The organism is Sphingomonas sp. DBB INV C78, assembly GCF_042693015.1.
Taxonomy (GTDB): domain Bacteria; phylum Pseudomonadota; class Alphaproteobacteria; order Sphingomonadales; family Sphingomonadaceae; genus Sphingomonas_E.
The window spans coordinates 814,831-838,485 of sequence record NZ_CP170544.1; the positions used below are offsets into that span (position 1 = coordinate 814,831).

A 23,655-nucleotide genomic window follows, 5' to 3' on the forward strand; every position below is an offset into this window, starting at 1 on the left:
CGTTGCGCGAACTATGCCCGTCGGAAATCTGGGGTCATCTGTGACTTGCGGCAGGTGCGGCTAGGATTTGGCAGGCGAGGGCGATAGGCTGCCTCCTCATGGACCTCAGATGCTATGTCTATCAGGGCTGGCAGCCGCGCATTCGGGCGGCATCCTCGCGGCGCGAATGGATGGATGGCACGCCCGAACGCTTCGCTTACCGTTGCCTGCCGCTCAACATCGCCAATGCGCACGGGTGGGAGATATTGAGCCCCTGCGGGTTCGAGGCGGTCTGGAAGGGCGGCAATGGCGTCGCGGACGTGGAGGTCCGCCCGGACCCCGGCACGCCCGCCCATGTCGCGCCGGTGTCGCTGTTCGGGCAGGGCACCTTCACCTTCCATATCGAAGGCCTGTTGCGGACGCCGGAGGGTTATAATCTCTGGGTCGGCGGTTCGCCCAATCACGCCAAGGATGGCGTCGCCCCGCTGGGCGGGGTGATCGAGACCGACTGGTCACCCTACAGCTTCACGATGAACTGGCGCTTCACCCGGCCCAACCATGTCGTCCGGTTCGAGGAGAACGAACCCTTCTGCTTCTTCTTCCCCGTAGAGCGCCGCCTGCTCGAAGCCGTCACCCCGCGCATCCTGCCGATCGAGGGCGACGAGGAGCTCAAGCAGCAGTTCGAGCAATGGAGCCGCTCGCGCGACGCCTTCCATGTCGAAATGGGGCGCAATCCGCCCGACAATCCCAGCGATAAATGGCAGAAATTCTATTATCGCGGCGCGCGGGCGGATGGGACGCCGGGTGCTCCCGATCACCAGTCCAAGCTCCGCCTCGCCGAATTCGATGGTGCCGCCGGCTTCCATCGCGAGGCGCGCGCCGCCCCCGCCTGCCCGGTGCAACATGAAGCCGCGCCCGCGCCACCGGCGGACAGTCGCGAGGCCGCCAAGCTCGCATGGATATTGGCGAGCATGGAGCAACTCCGCGCGCTCGCCCCGCGCGTGATCGAGCGCAAGGCGGACATCACGGCCGAAAGCTTCCTCGCCGAGCATTATGCCGCGAACCAGCCGGTCATACTCGACAGCGAACTCACCGACTGGCCCGCGCTCGATCGCTGGACTCCCGATTATCTGAAACAGCTCATCGGCAGCCGCGAGATCGAGGTGCAGTCCAACCGCGGCGCCGACCCGGATTTCGAACGCAACATGGCGGATCATCGCATCCGCATGCCCTTCGACCAGTTCATCGATCGGATCACGCGGGCCGACCACGGCAATGATCTATATCTGACCGCCTATAACAGCGCGTCGAACGAGGCGGCGCTGGAGCCGCTGAAGGCCGATCTCGGCTTCATGGATAAATTGCTAAACCGAGAGGCGCACGCGCCCTACGGCATGCCCTGGATCGGCTCGGCGGGCACCTTCACCCCGCTGCACCATGATCTCACCAACAATCTGCTGTTCCAGATCGTCGGCCGCAAACGCATCCTGCTGGTCCCGCCGCAGGAAACGCCGCGGCTCTACAATGATTATCATGTCTACAGCCAGATCCGCGACCTGGCCGAACCGGACATCGTCGCACGCTTCCCCAAGCTTTCAGGGCTGCAGGTGCATCAGGTGGTGATGGAGCCGGGCGACACCCTCTTCATCCCGCTCGGCTGGTGGCATCAGGTGACGGCGCTCGATTTCAGCATCACCTTCACCCACACCAATTTCCGCTGGCCCAATGACTTCTACGCCACCCATCCGGTCTGAACGCGATGCCCTATAATCTCGACATACCCGGTTGGATGCCGGAGCCCGAACTCAAGATACTCGAACGGCTGGCGCGCACGATCCCGCCGGGTGGCGCCATGCTGGAGGTCGGGCCGTTCTGCGGGCGATCCTCCTGGTGCTGGTCGAAATCGGTCGATCCGACGGTCTCCGTCACCTGCGTCGATATCTGGGACCCGGTCGAGCATCCCTTCTCGCCGCCCTCCAAATCCGAAGCGGGGGAGGCGTCCGACGATGATTTCGGCAAGAGCACGCGCTTCCAGGGCAATTGGGGCACGCGCGAGAATTTCGATTTCTATACGAGCGATTGCCCCAACATCACCGCGATCCGCGGGCACAGCCCCCAGGATTTCGGGGCCTGGCCGCTCGACAGCCTCGATCTCGTCTTCCTCGACGGGCTGCACCACAATCCCGGCTTCCACGCCGATGTCACCCATTGGTATCCGCGGGTGAAGCCCGGCGGCATCCTGTGTGGGGACGATTGCGCCCGCACCCACCCCGACGTCCTCTGGACGATCGACGATTTCTGCAAGGCGTTGGGCATTCCCTTCACGGTGGAACGCCGCATCTGGATGCTGCGCCGGCCCGTCAGCGGCTGAAGCTTGTTCCCGTTCCGGCGCTGGACTTCACCAACTCTTCTCGTCACCCCGGGCTTGACCCGGGGTCCCGCTTTTACGGGAGCTTGAGCCGAGAGGCTTACAGCGGTATCGCCACCGCCGCATCGGGCACCGTGACAAAAGATCAGAAGAAGCGAGACCCCGGGTCAAGCCCGGGGTGACGGAGAAAACGGCATCGGCTCAAACCCGAAGGTCGCGATCGGAACTGTCTACGCTGTCCCAACACGGCTGAACCACATCGCGACCAGCCAGCCGATTGCCGCGCAGGCGCCCAGCCACATCAGGAAGGCGGCGGCATCGCCGATCAGCGCGAACCCCAGCCCCGGCAGGCAGAGCAAAGCCACCAGCAGGCGGCGTGTGCCCGTGGATTGGCCGGCGCCGTCAAGCCGTGCGCTGCGCCGGCGCTTGGGGTCGCCGCTGCACAACAGGACGATGATGATCGTCGAAAAGGCGATCGCGGCAAGGGTCAAGGCGGTCATTCGGCCGGCTGCAACAAAGAGGGAGGGGTGTCTTCGCGCTGGGTGCGGGCGGCCAACAACCGCCAGATCATCCAGCCGCCGGCCAGCACGAAGGCGATGTCGAGCGCGACGATGATGGGCTGGCCGGCGCCGAGCGCCTGCGCCCAGCCGGGACCGCCCATCACCAGCCGCAGGGCGGGGAGCGCAATCATCACCGCGCCCATGCCGATCTGCAACGCATGATCCAGCGCCACACGCGACGGTAGCAATATGCCCGCGACGATCGCCACGGCGGATGCGATCAGGAAGGCGGTCGGCGTCCAGAACACCGCGCTGCCCTGCGGCATGGCGATGAAGAAGGCGGCGGCGCAGACGAGCAAGGCGAAGGGCAGGCCGAAGCCGATCACGCTCACCGTCCGCTCCAGCCATTCCAGCGATCGGCTGCCTTCACGCCGGCGCGCCAGCCACAGCCGTAGCCCGGTCAGCGTGACATAGCACATCGCGAAACCCAGCCCGAACCAGATCGCCTTGGAAAGCATGCCCGCGAAATTGCCGAAATGGAGCGGCGACATGATCGCCGCCAGCGTGCCGCCGGCCGATGGCCTGGTGCCGATCGAAGGCTTGGTGCGCTCGAACTCGCCCGTCGCGCCCTTGTAGAGCAGGGTGATCGGCTCGATGTCGCCGGCCTTAGGGTTGTGGAAGCTGCTGATCTGGGAATCCGCCCGGCCGAAATTCTCGATCGCGACGAAGATTGGCGCCTCGCCCGTCCGCTGGATGGAATCCGCCGCGATCCGGTCGAGATTGCCGACCGCCACCGGCCGCGTGTCGGGTTTGGCCGGATTGCCGAACACCGCGTCGTTCAGCGCCGCCACGTCGCCGCCGAAAGCGGCCATCGCGACGGTCGGCACGCCGATGGTGCCGAAAAAGGAGAAGAAGCTGCCGGTAAAGGCGAGGATGAACGCGAAGGGCAGGCTCCAGGTGCCGGCCACGCTATGCCGGTCGCGATCGACCAGCACGGGATTGGCCTTCCGCCGCAGCGTGAAGATATCCTTGAACAGATGGCGGTGGATCAGCAGGCCGGAAATGGCGGCGACCAGCATCGCCAGGCCCAATATGCCGGTCAGCAGCAATCCCCAGGGATCGGGGACGTGCAGGCGGACATGGGTGTCGACCAGGAAATGGCTCAGCGCGTCATCGTTGCGCGGGCCGAAAATCTCTTCGCCGGTGCCATGCTGCTCGCTCGCGATGCGGCCTTCCTTGTCCATCTGATAATAGACGCCACGGCTGACGAAGGTGCCGTCGGGGTCGGTCTCGTGCCGATGGAAGAAGACGCCGAGATTATGGTCGCCAATCTCGAAGATGTCGGCGCCCTCATGATATTTCGCGGGCGTCCGCGCGCCGAGATCGCGAACGATTTTGTCTATCGGCCGCTCGAATGCCGACTGTTTCTCGACATGCCCGGCGGACCAGGCGCCGATCTCCTCTGCGAACACGGCCGTCATGCCGGTCAGCACCACCGCATAGAGCAGCAGGCCGAGCAGGATGCCCGACCAGCCGTGGACGGCGACCATCAGCTTGGTTTCTTCCTTCGGCAGATGGATCATTGGTGCTCCTCCGCAGCAGGCGGTGCCTTGGTCATGAACTTGTGTGCCACCAGCCCGCCATGGATCGCCAGCAGGCCGATCGCCACGATCGCGACACGGGCCAGTTTCGAATCCAGACAGGCGTGAAAGAACAGCCCGGCCCAGATCAGCGGAACCAGCACCAAGGGCAGCACCAGATTATCGATGCCCGCCGCGCCGCGCGGCAACCATAATGTAGAACCCGCCATGATCACCATGGCGATGATCACGGCACCCGGTCCGGCAAAGAATATCCGCAGCCATTTGCGAGCGCTCGGCGACATCGTCCTCCTGCTGGTCGATGGGCGATGTGCCGGACCAGTGCTGTTGCGAGTCGTTATTAGCAATAATGCCCGTGCGCAAGCATCGAGCGGCTGAACTAATGTCTCCCGTTCGCTTGCCCTTCGTCCATCGGCGCCGGAATTGGGACGGGTGCATCCCGGTTGCCCATTCGCTATTGCGAATAGAATGCAATAGCTCTATGCGCCGCGCCGACAGTGATATTGGACGATCGAGGGGGAATTCGTGAAGAAGACAATCGCATTGGCCGGAGCGGCCCTCATCCTATGGCCGCAGATCGCGGCGGCCGAGGTGGCGGAAGCCGCCGATGCGGTGGACGTCAGCAGCGACGAGATCATCGTCACCGGCGCGAATGCCGGCACCAAGACCGAAACGCCGCTCATCGAACTGCCCCAGCCGATCACGGTGATCACGTCCGAACAATATCTCTCGCAGGGCGCGATCAGCATCAGCGACACGGTGAAATATGCCGCGAACGTCCTTGCCAACCCCTATGGCCGCGACACCCGCGTCGACGGGTTCAACGTGCGCGGCATTGATGCGCTGCAGTTCCGTGACGGCATGCGCGACATCTTCAGCTATTATGCCAGCATCACGGCGGACCCCTATAATTTCTCGCGCGTCGAAATCGTGCGCGGCCCGGCGTCTGTGCTGTTCGGCCAGGGTTCGATCGGCGGCCTCGTCAACCTCGTTTCCAAGACCCCCGATTTCGAGACGCGCGGCGAATTCAACGCCGTCTATGGCAGCTACGACCGCAAGGAATTGCTGGGCGACGTCAATTACGCCGTGTCGGATACGTTCGCGATCCGCGCCGTGGGCCGCGTGCGCGATGCCGACACCTATGTCGATCATGTGCCCGATGACCGGGTGATGTTCGCGCCTTCGATCCGTTGGCAGCCAACGCCTGACACGGACGTCGTGCTGGTCGGCCTCTATCAGGAGGATGACACCGGCTCGACCTCGCAGTTCCTGCCGATCGTCGGCACCTTCCGGCCCAATCCCGCCAATCCGACAGGGCAGCTTGACCAATATACCTTCGTCGGCAAGCCGGGCTGGGATCGCTATGCCGGCCGGTCGCTCCAGGGCGGCGGCTCCATCACCCATCGCTTCTCGGACAATATCCGGCTGAGCCTCAAGGCCCGCTATATCGACAGCGACCTTGAATATAAGACCCATTATGCCGACAGCTACACCTACCCCACCGATCCCTATTCGGTTTACGGCACGGACGGCCGGACCATTGGCCTCTACGCGGACGCCAGCGACGCGAAGATGAACGTCTTCTCGACCGACAATAACCTGCAGTTCAACTTCAACACCGGCAGCGATATCGAACATAAGCTGCTGGTTGGTATCGATTATAGCTGGAATAAGGTCGGCAAGCGCGGCGTCTTCGGCTTCGAGGTGATCGATCTGTACGACATCGATTATGATGCCCTGCTGACCTACGACCCCAGCGGCCCCTTCACCTATGACAGCCAGAAGCAGCTCGGCATCTATGTGCAGGACCAGATTCGCCTCTGGGATCGCGTTTCGGTGGTGCTGGGCGCCCGCCGCGACCGCGTGACGTCCTCGGCGGGCAACAAGGATAATGCCACCACCTTCCGCGCCGGCATCATCGGCGAATTGGGCGCCGGCTTCTCGCCTTTCTTCAGCTATACCGAAAGCTTCCTGCCGCTCGCGGGCAGCGACAGCAACGGCGATGGCCTGAAGCCGCAAACCGGCAAGCAGTTCGAAACGGGCGTGAAGTGGCAGCCGGAGCGTAACACGCTGGTCACCGTCACCGCCTTCCACATCAAGGAGCGGAACCGCGTTCTCTATCTGCCGGGCAACGTCATCGCCCAGTCAGGCGAATTGACGACCAAGGGGATCGAGTTCGAGGCAAGCCACACGCTGCCCGGCGATTTCGAGCTGCTGCTCAATTACGGCTACAACCAGGTCAAGTCGGAGGTGAACAGCAGCCTCGAATATATGCCGCGCCACACCGCTTCCGTTTGGTCAACCAAGACCTTCGGGCTGGTCGACGATGCCCAACTGCGCCTGGGTGCGGGTGTCGTCTATGCCGGCAAGCGCAAGTCGACCGGCGCGATCGATCCCTATGGCCTCAATCCCGCCATTCCCGCGGGCGAACTCTACACTGTCGTCACGCCGTCCTACACCACGGTCGACGCGCTGGCGGAAGTGAACTGGCAGAACTGGCGCTTCGCGATCAACGCCACGAACCTGCTTAACAACAAATATTACGCCTCCTGCCTGGCCCGCGGCGATTGCTTCATGGGCGCACCGCGCAACGTGATGGGTACGGTCGGCTACCGCTTCTGAATGATGTCCCCCGGCCGCAGGGCATGCGGCCGGGAATTTCCAACATTTGTTCCGATATTTCCTACATGCCTTCCGAAACGAACAAGTTGTTACCAGCGCCCCCTTTTTCAGTATAAACCAGACACTGAACTTGATCGGGTCGCCATTGATGACAGATCTTCGCGATTGGCTCCTGGCAATCGGCTGGACCTCGCCACTGGGCCAGATCGTCATCGCCGCGATCCTCGTCGCCCTGGCGGCACTGGCCGGTCACCTCGCAGCCCGCTGGGGCGGCCCCGTCTGCCGCAAATGGGCTAGGGCCTGGCCCGGCGAACGCGGCGCAGCGATCGGCCGCCGCTTGCCCCGCCTGCTCCGCTACGCAACCGCCGCCCTGTTCCTCATCGTCCCGCTCTCGCTGCTCCCGTTCCAGACCTCGGCGACGATCGTCGTCGCGACCGGCCTCGGCGCCGCGCTCGCAATGCTGCTCGGCAACCTGCTGCGCCTTTCGGGCCTGCCGGTCTGGACCTGCGTCCTCTTGGGCCTCGCCTTGTTCGTCCTCGTCGTGACCGGCGTGTTCGGCGGCCTCGCGCCGCTCGACGCCAGCCTTGATGCGACCGCGCTCAATGTCGGCACGCGGCGCATATCGCTTCTGAGCCTCGTCAATTTCCTGCTCGTCGCAGCGATATTGTACGCGGCCACCCGGATCGGAAATCAGATACTCACCCACGCCGTCGGCAGCCTCACCGCGCTCGATCTTTCGCAGCGCGCACTGGTCCAGAAGCTCGGCAGCCTCGCCGTGGTGCTGCTCGCGATCCTGCTCGGCATCGACGTGCTCGGCATCGACCTCACGACGCTCACCGTCTTTTCCGGCGCCCTTGGCCTGGCCGTCGGCTTCGGCCTGCAGAAGACGTTCGGCAACCTGATCGCTGGCCTGATCCTGCTGATGGACAAATCGGTGAAGCCGGGCGATGTCGTCGCCGTCGGCGATACTTTTGGCGCGATCAACAAGATCGGGGTCCGCGCCGTGTCGGTCATCACGCGCGACGGCAAGGAGCATCTGATCCCGAACGAGCAGTTGATGACCCAGGCGGTCGAAAACTGGTCCTTCTCCAGCCGCGACGTTCGCATCCACATCCCTGTCACCATCTCTTACGACAGTGACCTGAAGCTCGCGCAGAAGCTGATGATCCAGGCGGCGAAGGAGTCGCGTCGCGTGTTGCCGGTGCCCGAACCCAGTGTCTGGCTGCTCTCCTTCGGGGAGCGGGGCCTGGAACATGACATCATGGTCTGGATTCTCGATCCCGAACAGGGTGTCGGCAATGTCCAGTCCGACATCCTCAATCGACTATGGGTTCTGTTCCGCGAACATCAGATCGGCCTGCCGTACCCGCAGCAGGACGTGCATCTGCACCATGTCTCCGGACATCGGGCAGGCAATGCCAATCTGCGTTCGGACGATCGCCCCGATCAGAACTGAGTTCTGATCGTCAGCCCATAGGTCCTGGGATCGGCCGGCTGCCCCACGACCAGGCCGGTGCTGCCCGACTGGGTGGCCAGGATCTCGTAATACTTCTCATCGAAGGCGTTGCGAACCCAGAAGGACGCATCCCAGCGATCATCCTTGCGGAAGCCGAACCGGAAATTGGCGACCGAATAGCCGGCAATGTCGGTATAGGCCGAACGCGACGGGTTGGACGAGAATTTCGACCGGTAATTGCCGTCGAACGCCGCATAGGCCTCTCCGTCATTGCCGAGCAATTCCACGGGCAGGCGATATTCGATGCCGTAGGAAAAGGCCCATTTTGAGATGCCGGGCAACCACTGGCCGGAGATGTCGCAATTGGCTGGGCTGATGCCGCCGGGCGTTCCCGGCGCGCTTGGCGTCTGGCCCGGTTGCGCGGTGGTGCCGCCGGCAAGCTCAGGCGGGCAGGGGGCGTCGACGAACTGCACATATTCGTGATCGGTGAAGGCGCTGCTCGCATAGAGCGACAGGCGCTCATTCGGCCGCACGCTGAAATCCGCCTCGATACCGCGCACACGCACCTTGTCGGCATTGGCCAGATAGCCGCGCAGTACGCCAAGTTGGCCGTTGGTGACGGTCGCCTGATAATCGCTGATCTCGGTCCAGAAGCCGGCGAGGTTGAAGGTCGCACGGCTGTCCCAGAACTGGGTCTTGAGACCGATCTCGAAATGATTGACGTCCTCCGGCTTGACCGTCTGGGCGCTCAGGATCGGATTATTGCTTGCATCCAGGGGCAGGCCGGCCAGGTTGATGCCACCCGATTTGAAGCTCTTGGCATAGGTCGCATAGCCCAGCACATCGTCCGAAATCTCGTAGGACACCGTGAGGTCGCCCGAGATGTTCCAGTCGCTGAACTTGGGCGAATAGCTTTGCGGCGGCAGTGTCGCGCATTGATCGCGCGTCACGCTGCTCGTCGGCGGCGGGTTGCAGACCAGCAGCTCGCCGTTGCCGGTGCGAACGACAGCTTCGTAACTACCCGATTTCTTGTCATAATTGACGCGCAAGCCCGGCTGCACCTTGATCCGGTCAGTGACACGCCAACTCAACTGGCCGAAGGCGGCAAGGCTTGTCGTCTTGAGCAGGATGTCGTTTTCAGACCGCAGCCCTTCGAGCACCGCAGGATTGTTGGCATTGGCGCTGGTGGGGTTGAGCAGCCAGCGGCTGGCCGCCGGCCCCTGCTCCTGCGCGCCGGTCGTGTGCTGGCGCTGGTGATAGGCGAACAGGCCAACCACATAATCCAGCCGATCGCCGGTCACCGCATAGCGGAACTCCTGCGAATATTGGTCCTGCTTGGACGGGTTAGCCGAAACCGTCGTAATCGGCAGGCCGGTGAAGTCGCGGTCATTGGATGGGCCCCAGTTCCAGAAACGCCAGGCGGAGACGGACGTGAGCGTGCCGGGGCCGAAATCCCATTCGGCGCGCAGCGATGCGCCGCCAATCTCCTGATAGGCATCCAGCGCGGAATCGAGATCGGTCAGCCGATCGAACGCATTGGTGCTGGGTGGAGCATAGCCGAAGGCGGCAGCGAGCCCTGCGAACTGGCGGCTCAGCGGCCGCTGCGTCGCGCCAGTGCGGACATAGATCTGCGCGCAACATTCCGGGTCCTGGCGATTATAATCGGCCGATAGGGTGAGATCGAGGCTATCTGTGGCGCGCCACAGCAGCGCTCCGCGCAGGCCGAGATTGTCCTGCTCATTCACCCAGCGATCGGTGACGACATTGTAGATCGTTCCGCGTCGGCTGCCCTTCGAAGCTGCAAGGCGCACCGCGAGCTTGTCCTCCACCAGCGGCCCCGAAACCGACGCCTTGGCTTGGACAAATTCCAGATTGCCAACCGTCACCTCGGCGCGGCCCTCGAAATCGAAACTGGGCGCGCGCGTGGTGATGTTGATGGCGCCGGCAGTCGTATTCTTGCCGTAGAGTGTGCCCTGTGGGCCGCGCAGCACTTCCACCTGCTCCACGTCCAGGAAGTCGAACGTCGCGGCGGCGATGCGGCTGTTATAGACCTGATCGATATAGACGCCGACGCCCTGTTCGATGCCGTCGTTGGTCAGTCCGAACGGCGCGCCCAAGCCACGGATATTGGCGGCCGAGTTGCGCGGATTGGTCGAATAGAATTGCAGCGAAGGTTGAAGCTGGGTGATGCGGGCGACATTGAAGCTACCCGTCCCCTCAATGGCGCGGGAATCGAGCACCGAGATCGCCAACGGCACGTCCTGCGCAGCCTCCTGACGCCGCCGCGCGGTGACTAGGATTTCGCCATGTCCGCCTGACTCCAGCGCCGGCTCGACACTTTCCGCGCCATAGGTTGGCAGCGGCAACCAGGCTATTCCCATCATCGAAACCACGAGCAGCGGCCGCGCATTCAATCTTTTCATATCGCCCCTCAAATTCTCTTAAATCAGTAGACAAATTTGGGTCGAAACCGAGGGCGGAGGCGATTTGGCTTTTCAGGATGCCGGAGTGCCCACGATCACGGCTCGACGTGCGGGGCGAACTTGAAGGGACCGATTGTCTGTTATGTATCTAGCCCGTGACAATAGATTGCTAAATCGCACAGGATTTCGCCTAAGCATCGATAAAATTTGATATTTCTGTGCAAATATAATAATTGTTTTAGTAGACTTTGATGAACTTTAGCTCCGTACTCGTCCGGCGCGATGATCGATCCGACGATGAACCAGCCGGGATAATGAAGGCGAAACAGAGGCCGTCTTGAGCTGCTGGCGATCGAGGCTCATAGCAATGGTCCGGATCACGCCGGTCTGCGTGATAAATGTCACCGCCCCGCCGTGGCCGGCCGCACGGACGCTGACACCGCAAATCTCCAAATTCCGCATACCGATCGCGAGAAGGGATCGGTCCTGCCAGCTGTAGCGCCGTCGCGGCGGATTGCGGGCGGGAGCAAATATTGGAGGATCACATGCTGAAGCCACTTCTACTTGTCCGCGTTCCTTCACTGGGCGCGATAGGGGCGATCCTACTCGTCACCACTCCGTCGACGGCATCTATCCGACCTGTCGAAGAACAGTTTGCGACGGCGCGTGTCTCTTATGCCGACCTTAATCTGAGCACTGCGGAAGGTCGCGCGACGCTCGATCGGCGTATTAGTCGCGCGGCGCGCCGGGTATGTGTAATGGCACCCGATCATCGCGAAACCTCCTGCCGCCGGCACGCTCTTGAACTTGCCCGGCCGCAGGTCCTGGCCGCTGTCGAACGCGCACAGAAGATCCAGGTCGCGTCGGCACTGCCTGTCCTGTGAAGCAGCAAGTGCTCGCTAGGGGGATGGTGCCTGACGGTCGCCATCCCCCCTAAAAGATGTCGCGCTCAGTCTGACTTGGCCTGATCGATTGCAGATGCCAGGATATGTGCCGCAAAGTCGCCGGCGCTTTGCTGTGCGAGCGCCGTAAGGGCGGACAGATCGATCACCATCGTCTTTTCCGACCGTTTGCTGGCAACTCCTTGTTGCTGCAGATAGCTCATTTCCCGAGAAACAGCCTCGCGATTTGTGCCTATGCGTGAGGCAAGTTCAGCGTGCGTGGGAAACCCCGATATTTCGACATGCTCGCGACCCGAGTGGTTTGAGCCACACAATCGCAGCAACTCGCAGTGCAGGCGCCCGGTGACGCGCAGCGCATTGCGCTCCAGGATCTTGTCGGTGAGATCACGCACCTGGCTCGAGAGGCGCTGCATCATCCATAAGGCGGCGTCAGGCGAAGCACTGACGCATTTGCGGAAGATTGCCCCCGGTATACTCGCCAGCACGCTGGGATCGAGCGCGACGATGGATGCGGAACGCGGGCGTTCATCTATTGCCGCCAATTCGCCGAACATCGCGCCGACAGAAAGGTTGCGCAGGATGATCTCCCGGCCACCGAGCGAATAGATGGCGACCTGAACCCGGCCCTCAAGAACGAGATAGACGCTCGTGGAAGACGCGCCGAGCGCAAGAATCGTCTGACCCGCGCGGGCCCGTACCTGGGTAAGATGAGGATCCAATTCTACGCGAAGTGCTTCGGGAAGCGGTTTAAAGGCCGACGCATAGCCGTTTAGCAGGTTCATGATGGATGCCCCCATCGCCCTTCGACCATGATATCCCGTGACCATCGAACAATCAAATTGACCACGGGCTCAAGTATTGCGCTCACATTGGCGTGTAAGTGCTGCTATGATGCCAGGGCCTAGCTGTGCACGCGACCTGACAGTGACGATGTCGATAGGGGGTCCGCTGATGTCGCACGAGCCGAGTTTCCACTCCGCTGACGAAGCACCGTTCGCCTCTCCTGATGTCGCCCAGCGCCGCTACATGACCGTGCTATTCGCCGACATCGCGAATTCAACCGGTATCGCCGCGGGTATGGATGCCGAGGATTTCGCAGAGTTACTCGGCAAAGTCCGTCAGGTGCTTGATCGAGTCATTCCGAGGCACGGAGGTATGCTCGTGCGGATCGATGGCGATGGAGCGGCTGTGCTCTTCGGGCATCCCGATCCCCATGAAGATGATGGCCGGCGGGCAACCGAGGCCGCGCTAGAGCTTCGGGATGCCATGCGCGAAATTGGCGGGCCCGAACTCGGGCAGGGCGCCGTGAAGCTGCATATCGGCATTCATAGCGGCCTGGTGCTCCTGAATCCGGGCGACATCGTCCGAGGTCGATTCGAAATGCTCGGCGACGCCACGAATGTGGCGTCAAGGCTCGCCTCCAAGGCCAATGGCAGCGAGATACTTGTTTCCGAAGAAACGCTGGGACCGCACCTGATGCATTTCCGGACCGGTCCGCGGCGTCTTATGCGCCTCAAGGGCAAGGCGATGCCAGTAGCCACCTACCGGATCATCCGACGCGATCCATCCGACTTCTGCTTTTCAAACCGCCTGACTCCCTTCATCGGCCGCACTGTGGAGCGTGAGAAGCTGGCTTGTGCACTCGACGATCTCGCCGAAGGGAAAGGCGGTCTCTTACGGATCATCGGTGCGCCGGGCGTCGGCAAGACGCGTTTGGCCCACTACTTCATCGATACTGCGACGAGCGCCGGCGTGACCGTCCATCGGGGCTATTGCGAGGCTTATCTGGGTGCTGAGCCGCTTCAGCCTTTCCTGCAGATTTTGCGGTCGATCCTGGGGATGCGGGCTTCGGAGACCAAGATCCGTCTTGTCGCCGCGGCAAGGAAGAATCTGCTGGCGATCGACGCGCGCCTGGCGGATCTCTGGCCCGATGTTGCCCGGCTCCTATCGCTTGGCCCGGCACGCCGTGAAGCTGGCACTGCCTGGAATCCGACCGAGGACAAGCGCCTCTCTGCGGCCGTCACCCTTTTTCGCCGGCTGACCGAGCGGAGCCCCATCATTCTGTTCATCGACGATTGGCAATCGGCGGACGAAGCATCGCGCGAAATGTTAAGCGCTCTCCACGCCGCCAATCTATCCGGCCTTTTGATCCTCTTGAGCGAGCGGGCACACCCGCTCGCCGATCGAAACGAAATGCCCACGGCCACGCTGCGTCTCGAACCCTTCACGCCTGAAGAAGTCGGTGCAGCAGTACGCGCTTTGTCGCCCGCAACCGATCCCTTCGTCATTGCGCGCATAGTGGACCGATCCGGTGGCATTCCCTTGTTTGTAGAGGAGCTTTGTCACTCGCTGGCTTATGACGAGCGCGGACGCGCCCGACCGGGAGGTCCAGCCTGGCTCGAAAGTCTTATCCAGGCGCGGTGCGCGCGCCTTCCCGCCGAGCAGGCGCAACTCGTGCGGATGGCGGCCGTCATCGGCAATATGGTGCCATCCTGGCTTCTGGAAAAACTCACCGGACATACTGCCGGCGATCTGATCGTCGATAGTCTCTCCGGACATGACTTCATCCATGAGAGCGATATGCCTGGGATATTGCGGTTCAAACATGGCATAACGCGGGATGTGATCTATGAAGCCGTAGGCCGCCGCGAACGAACCGAGCTTCACTTGAAGATCGCTGGCCATCTGGCGGCATTCGGTGCGGCACATGGCATAGAAGACCAATATGCCCCGCTTGCCTATCATTACCAGGCAGGCGGAGATTTCGAGCAGGGCGCAGACTTTGCTGAGCTCGCTGGCGACCGGGCGGCAGCAGTCTCCGCGCTCGATCGCGCGCAAGCGCAATACCGGGCGGCACTCGATTGCCTCGACAAGTTGCCTATTTCGTCCTCGGTCCTCGATCGAACAACGCAGCTCCTGCGAAGCTATGGCCTGGCAAGCAGGTTCGATCCTTCCCGGCAACAACTCGCGGTATTTCTGCGGGCCAGGGAGTCGGCCATGTCGCGAAAGGATCGCGTGGGTGCGGCATGGGCAAATTACTGGCTGGGGTGCCTATATTATGCGCTCGGCGAACCCCGGGCCGCCATTGCCCATTCCGATCTCGCTCTCACCTGGAGCAAAGAGACGACGATCACTGCGAATTTTGACAACAATATCAAAGCCATCCTGGGACGTTCGCTTGCCGCGGCATGCGATTATGACGCGGCCTTGCCGCTTCTAGAAGAAACCATCGAAGCCAAGCGTCATCAGATGGACGAGGCTCATGCTCCGGTGACGCTGGTGTATTCGCTTGCCTGCAAAGGATTCATCCTGGCCGATATGGGCGACTTCGATGGTGCACATCGCTGTTACGTGGAAGCCGATGCGCATGTCTCGGGACGTGATCATGAGGTGCGATCATCCGTCCTGTCGCGTCGCAGCGCCATTTGCGTCTGGCAAGGCCGCATGGAGGAGGCGCTGGAATTTGCGCATCAGGCCGAAATGGTCGCAGCACGCGTCAAAGCCCGCTACGCCTACATGATGAGCCGTGCGCTGGCGGGCTTTGCTCAATGGTCGCTGGATCGGAATCCGCTTGCCTTGCAGGTGCTGATCGATGCCACCGAGTGGCTGGGTGCCAGCGATCGCGGCCAGTTTACCTCGATGAACTATGGATGGCTTGCGACCGCGATGGTCGAGACGGGGGAGAGCGCCAAGGCGAAACACTATGCAGCGCGTGCCATGATGCGCGTGCGCAAATGGGATCGGCTGGGCGAAGCCATGGCCTGTCGGGCCATGGCACGCGCAGCCGCGGCGGCTGGCAACTGGCAGGCGGCCGATCGTTATATCCGTCGCGCCCTCGCATCAGCCGCCTTCCGCCACTCAGGCCATGATTTGGCCAAAATCCAGCTATGTCAGGCTGAACTGGCAGTCCATGCCGGCAACCGCGCTGGCGCAACATCGGCCCTTGAAGCGGCCGCGACGGAACTGGTCCGCATGGATATGCCACTCCACACGGCCAAGGCGGACCGCCTGGCCGGCGTGCTCCGCTCTACCGGCTTATCCTGATGACGAATGGCGCCGGCAGCGCCTGGATACGTCCTTTTTCCAGCAACGCGCTAAGCAGGCCCAGCATTACGCCCATGGCAAAGCCATAAGCGGGGCAAGCGTGGGTCGGCGAACCTTGAGGCACGCGCGTGCCCCCGAAGATCGGCGATGGATCGACGACGCCCGCTTCCTGATCACTCATAGTCGCGGAGACCACGCCGATGACGACCATTCGGTCCTTGGCGATGTCGAGACCCGCCAGTCGATGATCTTTTTTTGCCAGGCGCCATAGTAGATCGGGTGCCGGACGCCGCTGCATCGACTGCACGAGAGGTTTGAAAAGTGCCGCTTTGGCGCGATCATAAGGTTCGCCTTTCGCAGTCAGAAGATCCTGCTGGATGCGCCACAACCGCTCATCTTTGATCCACTCATAGAGAGCGCCGCGCAGATTGCCGTCGGTTGGCGGCAGGAAGCCCGTCATCGCACCGATGACGTTGAGCGCGACCTGGTTGAAGTCGACCTCGCCAGCAGAATTCGTGAAGGCAGCGGCGATCGCTTTCGTGATCGGCGCCATGGCGCTATCCTTGTGCTGCTGTTGGAACAAGGCAACCGCGGCATCATGCTGGCGCTTGCCTTGGGACTGGCCATATTCCGCCACCGCTCTTTCTGGATGGGGGTAGAAGATGCTCCGCGACGGGGCCATAAAATCGCCGGGGCACCGAGGCTTGCGGCCGGTGACGGGGCGCCAGTCCCACCCGCCGGGATCGAAATGGGAATTGTCGGCATCGGGATCGGCAGCGGCCGGATTTGAAGGGAGCCCGTCGGGGATGCCGAAATAATGACGCGAAACGGCGGCCAGTACGGGCGTAATGAAATCCCGTTTCAGATCGATCTTTCCTCCGGGCTCGGACAAGCCCAATTGCGTGTTCAGGCTCTCGAAGGCCGTCAGCCAGGTTTCCAATATGGCGTCGGCGGCGGCTCTGGCCACCTGGAACACATCGGCCTCCGTGCGCTGGCCAAGGATCCTGTTGGTGTCGTCGGCCTCTCGATCATATTGGGGGCCGCTATCGAGCCCGACATATATCCGCCCGAACGACGCTTCCATGCGAGGAACATGGCCCGCAACCGTATAATTCTCGTCGTCTCCGAAGACTTGCATGACGAGCTGTTTGCTGCCGACAAGAACGCCGTAAGATGTGTCGAGAATGCCGCCATAATTGTTGCGGATAGTGGCCCAGATCGCAAAGGAGTCGGCGCGTTCGCTGGGATCCTTTGAATCCATATCCTGAAGGCATATCTTCCACCGGAGCAGGGCTTCTTCTTCGGGAAGCGCCGAAATCTCGTCGATGATCTCCTGGCCCCTCTGTTCCACGGTCGGCGCGCGGGAGCGGGTTTGCGTGGAGAGACTTGCAAGCGCCGCCCGCGATGGCGCGAAGAGGTACAGGCCCCACAAGAGCGACACGAAGGGCTGGGGAATGTCGACGCGTTCCACCTTGTCGTTCAACATGAAGCGAAAGGTTCTTCTATCCCCGGGGCGGGCCGTGCCGATCAGCGGATCGCCTTGGCAACTCGCGACGCCGGTGCTGTTGCCGCCGTTGATCCAGCGCTGGATCACTTCGAACTGCTCGGCGATGCTCGCATTATAAGCCATGAAGATGATGCCCCGCTCCGCCTCGGCCGGATCCCCGTTCGCGGGTCCATAAGACAATCCACGCCGAGCGATCCGGGGCATGCCGCGACCAAAGGATCGGGTGCGCGGATGGGCGCGCCGGATATGCGCCTGCAGGGGGCATTTCTTGCCCCCGGGATCCGCGGAATAATCGAATAGATTGTCGCTCGATGCGGGCGAGACGAGAGGTTTGCCGTGTTCGTCGCGGCCAATCATGCGATTGAGCAGGTCTTCCGGCGTGGCACCCGGCGTTTTCACGGCCCAATCGGCCGCAAATTTTTTCAAACCCTTCCAGTCTTGGCGCAGCTTCCGGACGACTAGGAAACTGCCATTGTCGAGATAGGTGTCCGGCGCCGGAGCGGGATCGCCGCGCTCGTTGGCATAGCCGCAAAGCAGTTCGCCCAACGGAACTTCGTCTGTGTAGGCGGCTTCGGCGGATGAAGCTGCCTTGAAGTTTTCGACCGGATCGGGCTGGCTGAGACCATCGACGAAACCGAAATGATCGGTTCTTCCGGCCGGATCGAGCGACGCCTTACGCATGCCTTCGACGGCGAGGAGACTGACACCGGAAGCCGCGGCCTTTCCGGTAAGCTCGTTAATCACTTGGTGGAGCGGGTGGGCCGCATCGCCAATATCATATCCCTCGTAGGCGGGTGCGCGCGTCCGCAATTGGATAATGAAATCGACTTCAGAAAGGTCGACGGGGGGAGCTATGGTCGCAGTAGAACCCTTGGGATGCCAGCGACCGGGCAATTGCCAGCGGCGCGGATGATTGGCGAACATATCCCCAATTCGTCCAGCGCGATCTGCCATGCCTTCCTTGAATTCTCGAGGAAACGCGGCAAGATCGGCATCAGAGATATTTAGATGGCGAAGGCCTTCATAGCTAAAGGCGATATTGTGGATGATGTCGTCTTCGAGGCCGCTCTCTCCATAGCTGATCGGCAGGTCGCGAATGAATTTTCGGGCTAGATGATCCTCGCTGATGCGCATGAGGAGCAGGCAGCCGTGGGTGACCGGCGCCGCCTCCAGGTCATAGCTCGACAGGATCCCTGCCTGGACCTGAGTCCTTTCCAGTCGCGGCGCGTCATAGCGGACGGGATTGCGGGGAGTGAGGCGGGTGGTCCACCAGCCGATCTGATCCGCAAAGCGTGCCTGCGTGGCAGCCGACAGGACCGTAGGATCCCATCCTCCGAGCAGATCTTGGGCTGCGCGCAGCAGAAATCGGCCGTCGCCCGTCAAGCGGTCGGGCGGATAGAAGTCCGCCAGCTTGTAGATCGCCACCAGGGCCTCGAGCGCGACATCATTATATTCGAACTGCGCTTTTATGTCCGCGGAATGCGTGACGCTCGTCCGAAATGCCTTGGCGACGACGTTTGGATCATCGGCCATCAGTTGGACGAGCTTGGCCTCGGCGTCGGATGCTTCGCGCTGAAGCTGTTCCGCTTTAGCCAGATAGGCGAAGTCGGCCACGGTAAGGCCGGTTGCAGCATAAAAGAATTTGCTCTCGATCTGATGATTGTTGACCCAATCCGCATAGGCCTGAAAGCCGCTGTCGACAGCACCGACATAGCCTTCACAATTGCAGAAAATGAGATCCAGGAACGAGCCGAGAGGATCCCAGATCAAACGGATATACGGTTCCCATGGCCGATCGAACGTCGCGGTCAGCAGAAGCGTATGACCAGGCGGCGTAGAAACGATCGCGATGCGGAAGTCGAGGAGTGACTGGATGCGTTCGGCCGCATCGGCGAACGGCTTGATCTTCAGATATTCGCGCGCCGTCGATCGCATCTTGAAGAGCGCCTCAAGCGTCAGACGGAGCCGCGTTTCAAAGGTGGCGGACTCGAAAGCCTCCACGAAGCCGGTCCTGACGGGCGCCCATACGACAAGATCACCAATGCCTTCGAGATGATTGTTGCTGGATCGTTCCATTGGACTCACTCCATAGGAAGGTCATCTCCGCTTAATTTTTTAAACAGTGGGCGGATGCGCGGTGCGCTACGCATTGCTACTCGAATAAATCGAGCGATTTATCTTTCACAATTCTTGGAAATTACGATTCATGAAATAAATTCAATACAAAGGTTATGTATGTGACAAAAATCACAAATAACTATGTGATGCACGACCTGGGTATGGCGCGTGCCGAGCTGTGCTATTGCGCTGAATTTTAAAAGATATGCTTGTAATCGGTGAAAGGGGGGCGCAGCCTTCGATATATCTTTGCCGCCGCCGGGGTGCGGTCGACGTCGGAATGGATGACTGTCGTGATTGGTCTGCGACTAGGGCAGGATACGAAGTTCCCGATAACGGTCGACATATTTGCGGATCGTATCGGCGGAGTCGGCACAGTTTTCGAAGCCGGCGTGACGAAGCTTGATAGTGCTCGTAAGTCCGGACATCAGCTTGCGTTCGGGCGGCATGCTTTCGCCCCACGCAGACACAATTTGCGGCGTGGCACCGAGCAGGACATCCAGGCTGCGGGGTGCGACTAGGCCAAATCTGTCTACGACGGTCGGCCAATGATGGGCGAGCCGCGTGAGTTCGCCGGCAATGTCGACGTGGCGAGGTTCGGTGAGCGCGATGCCGAAGCTGTCGGCCAGGATCGGGAAAATATCGTGAAGGGCAAAGACATCGCCGTTCGTCACGTTGAAGACTTGGTTCCGCGCCCCTGGCGTTGCGAACGCCCATTCGCTCGCCGAAGCGATAAGATCAGAATCCGTCATCTCGAAAATGCCGCTGTTGCCAGCCGGCATGGGTAGAGGCTCCCCGGCTTCCGCGCACAAGGCGGCCAAGACGGCAAGTACCAGCGACCAGTTCATGTTGCCGCCGATCGCAACACCAATCGTCCCGCCGGGACGCAGGATCGTCCACGACCATTCAGTGCCGAGCTGTCGATCGACGATATATTCCTGCTGGCGATGATAGAAGTTGAGGTCGCGGTAAGAGGCATCGCTCTCCTTAAAGGGCAGCTGCGTCGTGATATGTGGCAGATGCGACCCATATGCCTTGAGCCCGTGGACGAGCACGGCCTGCTGGAAGCCAGATGCTGATTGTGTGAGCGGCTCGACGATGTTGGCCAGCATTTGCACATTTTTTTCGATCTGTGCTTCATCAGCCCAGCCGGCGATGATGTCGCGATCATTCTCGTTGACCGCCGCGTAGATCAGATGGGTGGCATCCGACATCGCGCCGAAAGCTTCATGACACGCGCCCTCGTCCGAGAGATCGACGTTGATGTGGTTCACGCCGTCGAAGGCTAACGCCGGCGAGCGGCGGGCAACCGATACGACTTCCCACTCGGGCAGCCGGGAGAAATGCCGCATCATCGCATTTCCCGTCACTCCGGTCGATCCGGCGACGATGAGCTTGGCCATGTACTGTCCTCAGTCGATGCAGCGTCTTGCGTGACGATGCCTCTGAGCAAACAAGGACGGCAATGTTCTCGAGCCGGAACGTGGCCCAAATTGTGAAGCCGGCCCAAGCGCCTGCCAATCGACAGACCGTCGCAAACCGCCCTATTCGTACCGGAGCGCGTGGACCGGGTTCGCCCGCGCGACGCGATAGGCATGGCTGCCGATCGTCGCGACCGCGATCAGCAGTGCGAGCAGGCCGGCGAGCAGGAAAGGCGTCGGCCCGAGCGCGATGCGACTGTCGAATCCATTCAGCCAATCGCGCATCAGCCACCATGCGATCGGCCAAGCGATCAAATTGGCGATCAGCACGGGCCGGCTGAACTGCCAGACTAGCAACTGGACGATGTCGCGGGTGCGAGCGCCCAGCACCTTGCGGATGCCGATTTCCTTGGTGCGGCGTTCGGCGGTGAAGGTGGCGAGCCCGAACAGGCCGAGGCAGCCAACGATGACCGCAAGCACCGCAAAAGCACCGAACGTCGCCGCGCGGGCCTCCTCGGCCTCATATAGGTCCTTGACGATATCCTCGCTGAATTTCGCTTCATAAGGGACTTCGGTCGTGATCGACTTCCACACCCGCTCCACTCCGGCTGATACAGCCGCGGGATCGCCGCGGTAGCGGACGACCATGGTGCTCGGTGACGCAAGGACGTTGAAGAACATGATCGGCTCGAGCGGAGTGCGGATCGAGCGGAAGCGCGCGTCCTTGACCACGCCGATAATCGTTGCCGGCACCAGCCCGAATTCCTCGGCCACATAAGCGAGGCGAACGGTCTTGCCGATCGCATCGGCCGGATGCTTGAAGCCCATTCGCCTGGTGGCCAGCTCATTCACGACGATGTTGGTGCCACGCGCGGCAAACAGCCGCTCCGCTTCCTTGTCTTCCGGGAAAGGCAGGGTTGAATCGTCCATCGGCCGCTTGCGATCGAAGCTGCGGCCGGCGAGCAATTCTATTCCCATCGCATCGAAGAAGCCCGCATCGATCCGGTACTGGCCGATCTGCACGGGCTTCGGATTGCCCGGCACCATGACATTGGTGTTGCTGTTATTCGTCGTCGCGACGCCGATGTCGGTGCGTCCGACCGAGATCACGCCATCAACGCGACGGACCTGGTCGGCGATCATCTCGCCCTGCTGGAGAAGCTGGTAGCGCGACAGATTGTCGACCTGCAGGATATGATCCCGCTTATATCCCGGATCGACCGTCCGGGCGAAGATCGTCTGCGCATAGATTACGCCGGTGCAGATGATCAGCCCGATCGAGACGGCGAATTGGCCGACCACGAGAATGTTGCGCAATCGCCCCGACCCGGGAGTTTCGGCAGCCGAACGGTTCGCCTTGAGCACTTCGGCCGGCTGGAAGCGGGAGAGGAAGAAGGCCGGGTAAAGCCCGCCGAGCACGCCGACGAACAGCACCAGGGCAATGACCGGAAGAATGATGCCATCCGCACCGAAATAGGTCACGGACAGATCGGCTTTGAGGAAGGTCGAGAAGGGACCGATCAGAAGCTCGACCAACGCAAGGGCAAGCAGCATCGCAATAGCTGCAACCAGCACGGATTCCCCGATGAACTGGAAGATCAACTGCTTGCGGCTTGCGCCCAGCACCTTGCGCAGCGCCACTTCACGGGCGCGCTGGCTGGCCCTCGCGGTCGCGAGATTGGTGAAATTGACGCAGGCCATCCCGAGGATCAAAAGCGCGATCACCGCGAAGGTGGATATCGTCCGCCGGTCATTGCCCGGCGTCATTGCGCCGCCCTGTGCCTTGCCGAGATGCACGTCACGGACATTGACGACACGCCAGTCCTGATCATCGCCGGCATTGTAGCGGGCTTCGCCGGCATTCTGATCCGGAGTGTTGCGCTTTTCCCACGCCTTTAGCTGAGCTTCGATCGCCGCGGGATCTGTGCCGGGCTTAAGGCGAAGATAGACCCAGCCTGATTGGCAGCCCCAGCAGGTCAGGAAATCGGGTTCCTGGGCAAAGAAGGCGACCATATCGATCCGCACGATCATGTTGATCTTGAGGTGCGAATTCTTCGGAATGTCGCGGAGCACGCCGCCGATGCGGTAGTCGCGCTTCACGCCCTTGCTGATCAGCGTCATCGTTTTGCCGATGACGTCATCGGTTCCGTAACGCTTGATGGCTTCGGACTCGGTGATCACCGCGCCGCCCACCTTGTCGAGCGTGCGGGGATCTCCCTTCGCCATCGGCAGATGCAGCACGTCCAACAGGTCGCCATCGACATAAAAGAGGTTTTCGGTGGAGGAGACCTGGCCGTCCTTGACGAACACCGGCTGGCTGCCGAGGACGTAGACCTCCTTTTCGACCTGCGGGAAATCCTTCTTAAGCGCCTTGCCCGAGACATAGGCCGTCATCTGGAGTTCGCCCGTGTCGTCGCCGGTGATGTCGCTCTTATACCAGGCCTGGAACTGGTAAGCATTCTCCGCGCCGGGCAGCCAATGATCGTAGCGCAACTCGTAACGGACGAAGAGGAGGATCATGAGGCAGGCCGCCATGCCGATCGCGAGGCCGAGTATGTTGATGAGCGCATAAGCGCGGCTCTTCCCCAGCGAGCGAATGCCGACGGTGAGATAGTTGCGCCACATGGGCCCGTTCCCCTTCTTCGACTTCAGGCGGCGCGGGGCCGTGCAGAATCCGTGGACTCGCGGTTCGCCACAAAGATGTGCACGAGCGG

General features: G+C 61.5%; 14 protein-coding genes. 6 read left to right on the top strand and 8 right to left on the bottom strand.

Going from position 1 to position 23,655, the window contains the following annotated elements:
- Positions 1 to 98: 98 nt before the first annotated feature.
- Both ACFB49_RS04060 and ACFB49_RS04065 read left to right on the top strand, forming a co-directional pair.
- Positions 99 to 1,733 carry a DUF6065 family protein gene (locus tag ACFB49_RS04060; RefSeq protein WP_380876286.1) on the top strand — a complete coding sequence of 545 codons (1,635 nt, stop codon included), beginning with the start codon at positions 99 to 101 and terminating at the stop codon, positions 1,731 to 1,733.
- Positions 1,734 to 1,738: 5 nt separating this feature from the next.
- The gene (locus tag ACFB49_RS04065; protein WP_380876289.1) at positions 1,739 to 2,350 is read left to right on the top strand and encodes a class I SAM-dependent methyltransferase; all 612 of its coding nucleotides are present in this window, start codon (positions 1,739 to 1,741) and stop codon (positions 2,348 to 2,350) included.
- A 227-nt stretch (positions 2,351 to 2,577) separates the two neighbouring features.
- Here ACFB49_RS04065 and ACFB49_RS04070 read toward each other — a convergent pair whose 3' ends face one another.
- Genes ACFB49_RS04070 through ACFB49_RS04080 form a run of 3 tightly spaced genes read right to left on the bottom strand, consistent with a single transcriptional unit; the run spans position 2,578 to position 4,732 of the window.
- Positions 2,578 to 2,847, bottom strand: a complete 270-nt coding sequence (locus ACFB49_RS04070; RefSeq protein ID WP_380876292.1) for a hypothetical protein — start codon at positions 2,845 to 2,847, stop codon at positions 2,578 to 2,580.
- A complete protein-coding gene (locus ACFB49_RS04075) occupies positions 2,844 to 4,430 on the bottom strand; it encodes a PepSY-associated TM helix domain-containing protein (protein ID WP_380876295.1) in 1,587 nt (528 codons plus the stop codon). The genes ACFB49_RS04070 and ACFB49_RS04075 overlap by 4 nt, the downstream gene beginning before the upstream one ends.
- Positions 4,427 to 4,732: a hypothetical protein gene (locus tag ACFB49_RS04080; protein ID WP_380876298.1), complete on the bottom strand. Its 306-nt coding sequence runs from the start codon at positions 4,730 to 4,732 to the stop codon at positions 4,427 to 4,429. Before ACFB49_RS04080 ends, ACFB49_RS04075 begins: the two co-directional genes overlap by 4 nt.
- A 241-nt stretch (positions 4,733 to 4,973) precedes the next feature.
- Here ACFB49_RS04080 and ACFB49_RS04085 point away from each other — a divergent pair, with 241 nt between their 5' ends.
- Both ACFB49_RS04085 and ACFB49_RS04090 read left to right on the top strand, forming a co-directional pair.
- A complete protein-coding gene (locus tag ACFB49_RS04085; RefSeq protein WP_380876301.1) occupies positions 4,974 to 7,070 on the top strand; it encodes a TonB-dependent siderophore receptor in 2,097 nt (698 codons plus the stop codon).
- Positions 7,071 to 7,218: 148 nt separating this feature from the next.
- Positions 7,219 to 8,526 (top strand): mechanosensitive ion channel family protein, encoded by a 1,308-nt coding sequence (locus ACFB49_RS04090; RefSeq protein WP_380876304.1) that lies wholly within the window; start codon positions 7,219 to 7,221, stop codon positions 8,524 to 8,526.
- On the opposite strand, the gene ACFB49_RS04095 is transcribed toward ACFB49_RS04090, so the two are convergent.
- Positions 8,517 to 10,949, bottom strand: coding sequence for a TonB-dependent receptor (locus tag ACFB49_RS04095; protein WP_380876307.1), 2,433 nt, complete (start codon positions 10,947 to 10,949; stop codon positions 8,517 to 8,519). The two genes, ACFB49_RS04090 and ACFB49_RS04095, sit on opposite strands and share 10 nt — an antisense overlap.
- A 545-nt stretch (positions 10,950 to 11,494) precedes the next feature.
- On the opposite strand from ACFB49_RS04095, the gene ACFB49_RS04100 reads away from it, so the two are divergent.
- The gene (locus tag ACFB49_RS04100) at positions 11,495 to 11,833 is read left to right on the top strand and encodes a UrcA family protein (protein ID WP_380876310.1); all 339 of its coding nucleotides are present in this window, start codon (positions 11,495 to 11,497) and stop codon (positions 11,831 to 11,833) included.
- 65 nt (positions 11,834 to 11,898) lie between these two features.
- Here the strand turns inward: ACFB49_RS04100 and ACFB49_RS04105 are convergent, their stop codons facing one another.
- Positions 11,899 to 12,633 (bottom strand): Crp/Fnr family transcriptional regulator, encoded by a 735-nt coding sequence (locus ACFB49_RS04105; RefSeq protein ID WP_380876313.1) that lies wholly within the window; start codon positions 12,631 to 12,633, stop codon positions 11,899 to 11,901.
- Positions 12,634 to 12,802: 169 nt separating this feature from the next.
- On the opposite strand from ACFB49_RS04105, the gene ACFB49_RS04110 reads away from it, so the two are divergent.
- Positions 12,803 to 15,895 carry an ATP-binding protein gene (locus ACFB49_RS04110; protein ID WP_380876316.1) on the top strand — a complete coding sequence of 1,031 codons (3,093 nt, stop codon included), beginning with the start codon at positions 12,803 to 12,805 and terminating at the stop codon, positions 15,893 to 15,895.
- On the opposite strand, the gene ACFB49_RS04115 is transcribed toward ACFB49_RS04110, so the two are convergent.
- From ACFB49_RS04115 to ACFB49_RS04125, 3 genes are all read right to left on the bottom strand, one after another.
- Positions 15,879 to 19,478, bottom strand: coding sequence for a hypothetical protein (locus ACFB49_RS04115; RefSeq protein WP_380876319.1), 3,600 nt, complete (start codon positions 19,476 to 19,478; stop codon positions 15,879 to 15,881). The genes ACFB49_RS04110 and ACFB49_RS04115 overlap by 17 nt on opposite strands.
- A gap of 350 nt (positions 19,479 to 19,828) precedes the next feature.
- On the bottom strand, positions 19,829 to 20,923 hold the full coding sequence (locus ACFB49_RS04120) for a hypothetical protein (RefSeq protein WP_380876321.1): 1,095 nt from the start codon (positions 20,921 to 20,923) through the stop codon (positions 19,829 to 19,831).
- 141 nt (positions 20,924 to 21,064) lie between these two features.
- A complete protein-coding gene (locus tag ACFB49_RS04125) occupies positions 21,065 to 23,566 on the bottom strand; it encodes an ABC transporter permease (RefSeq protein ID WP_380876324.1) in 2,502 nt (833 codons plus the stop codon).
- Positions 23,567 to 23,655 lie beyond the last annotated feature (89 nt).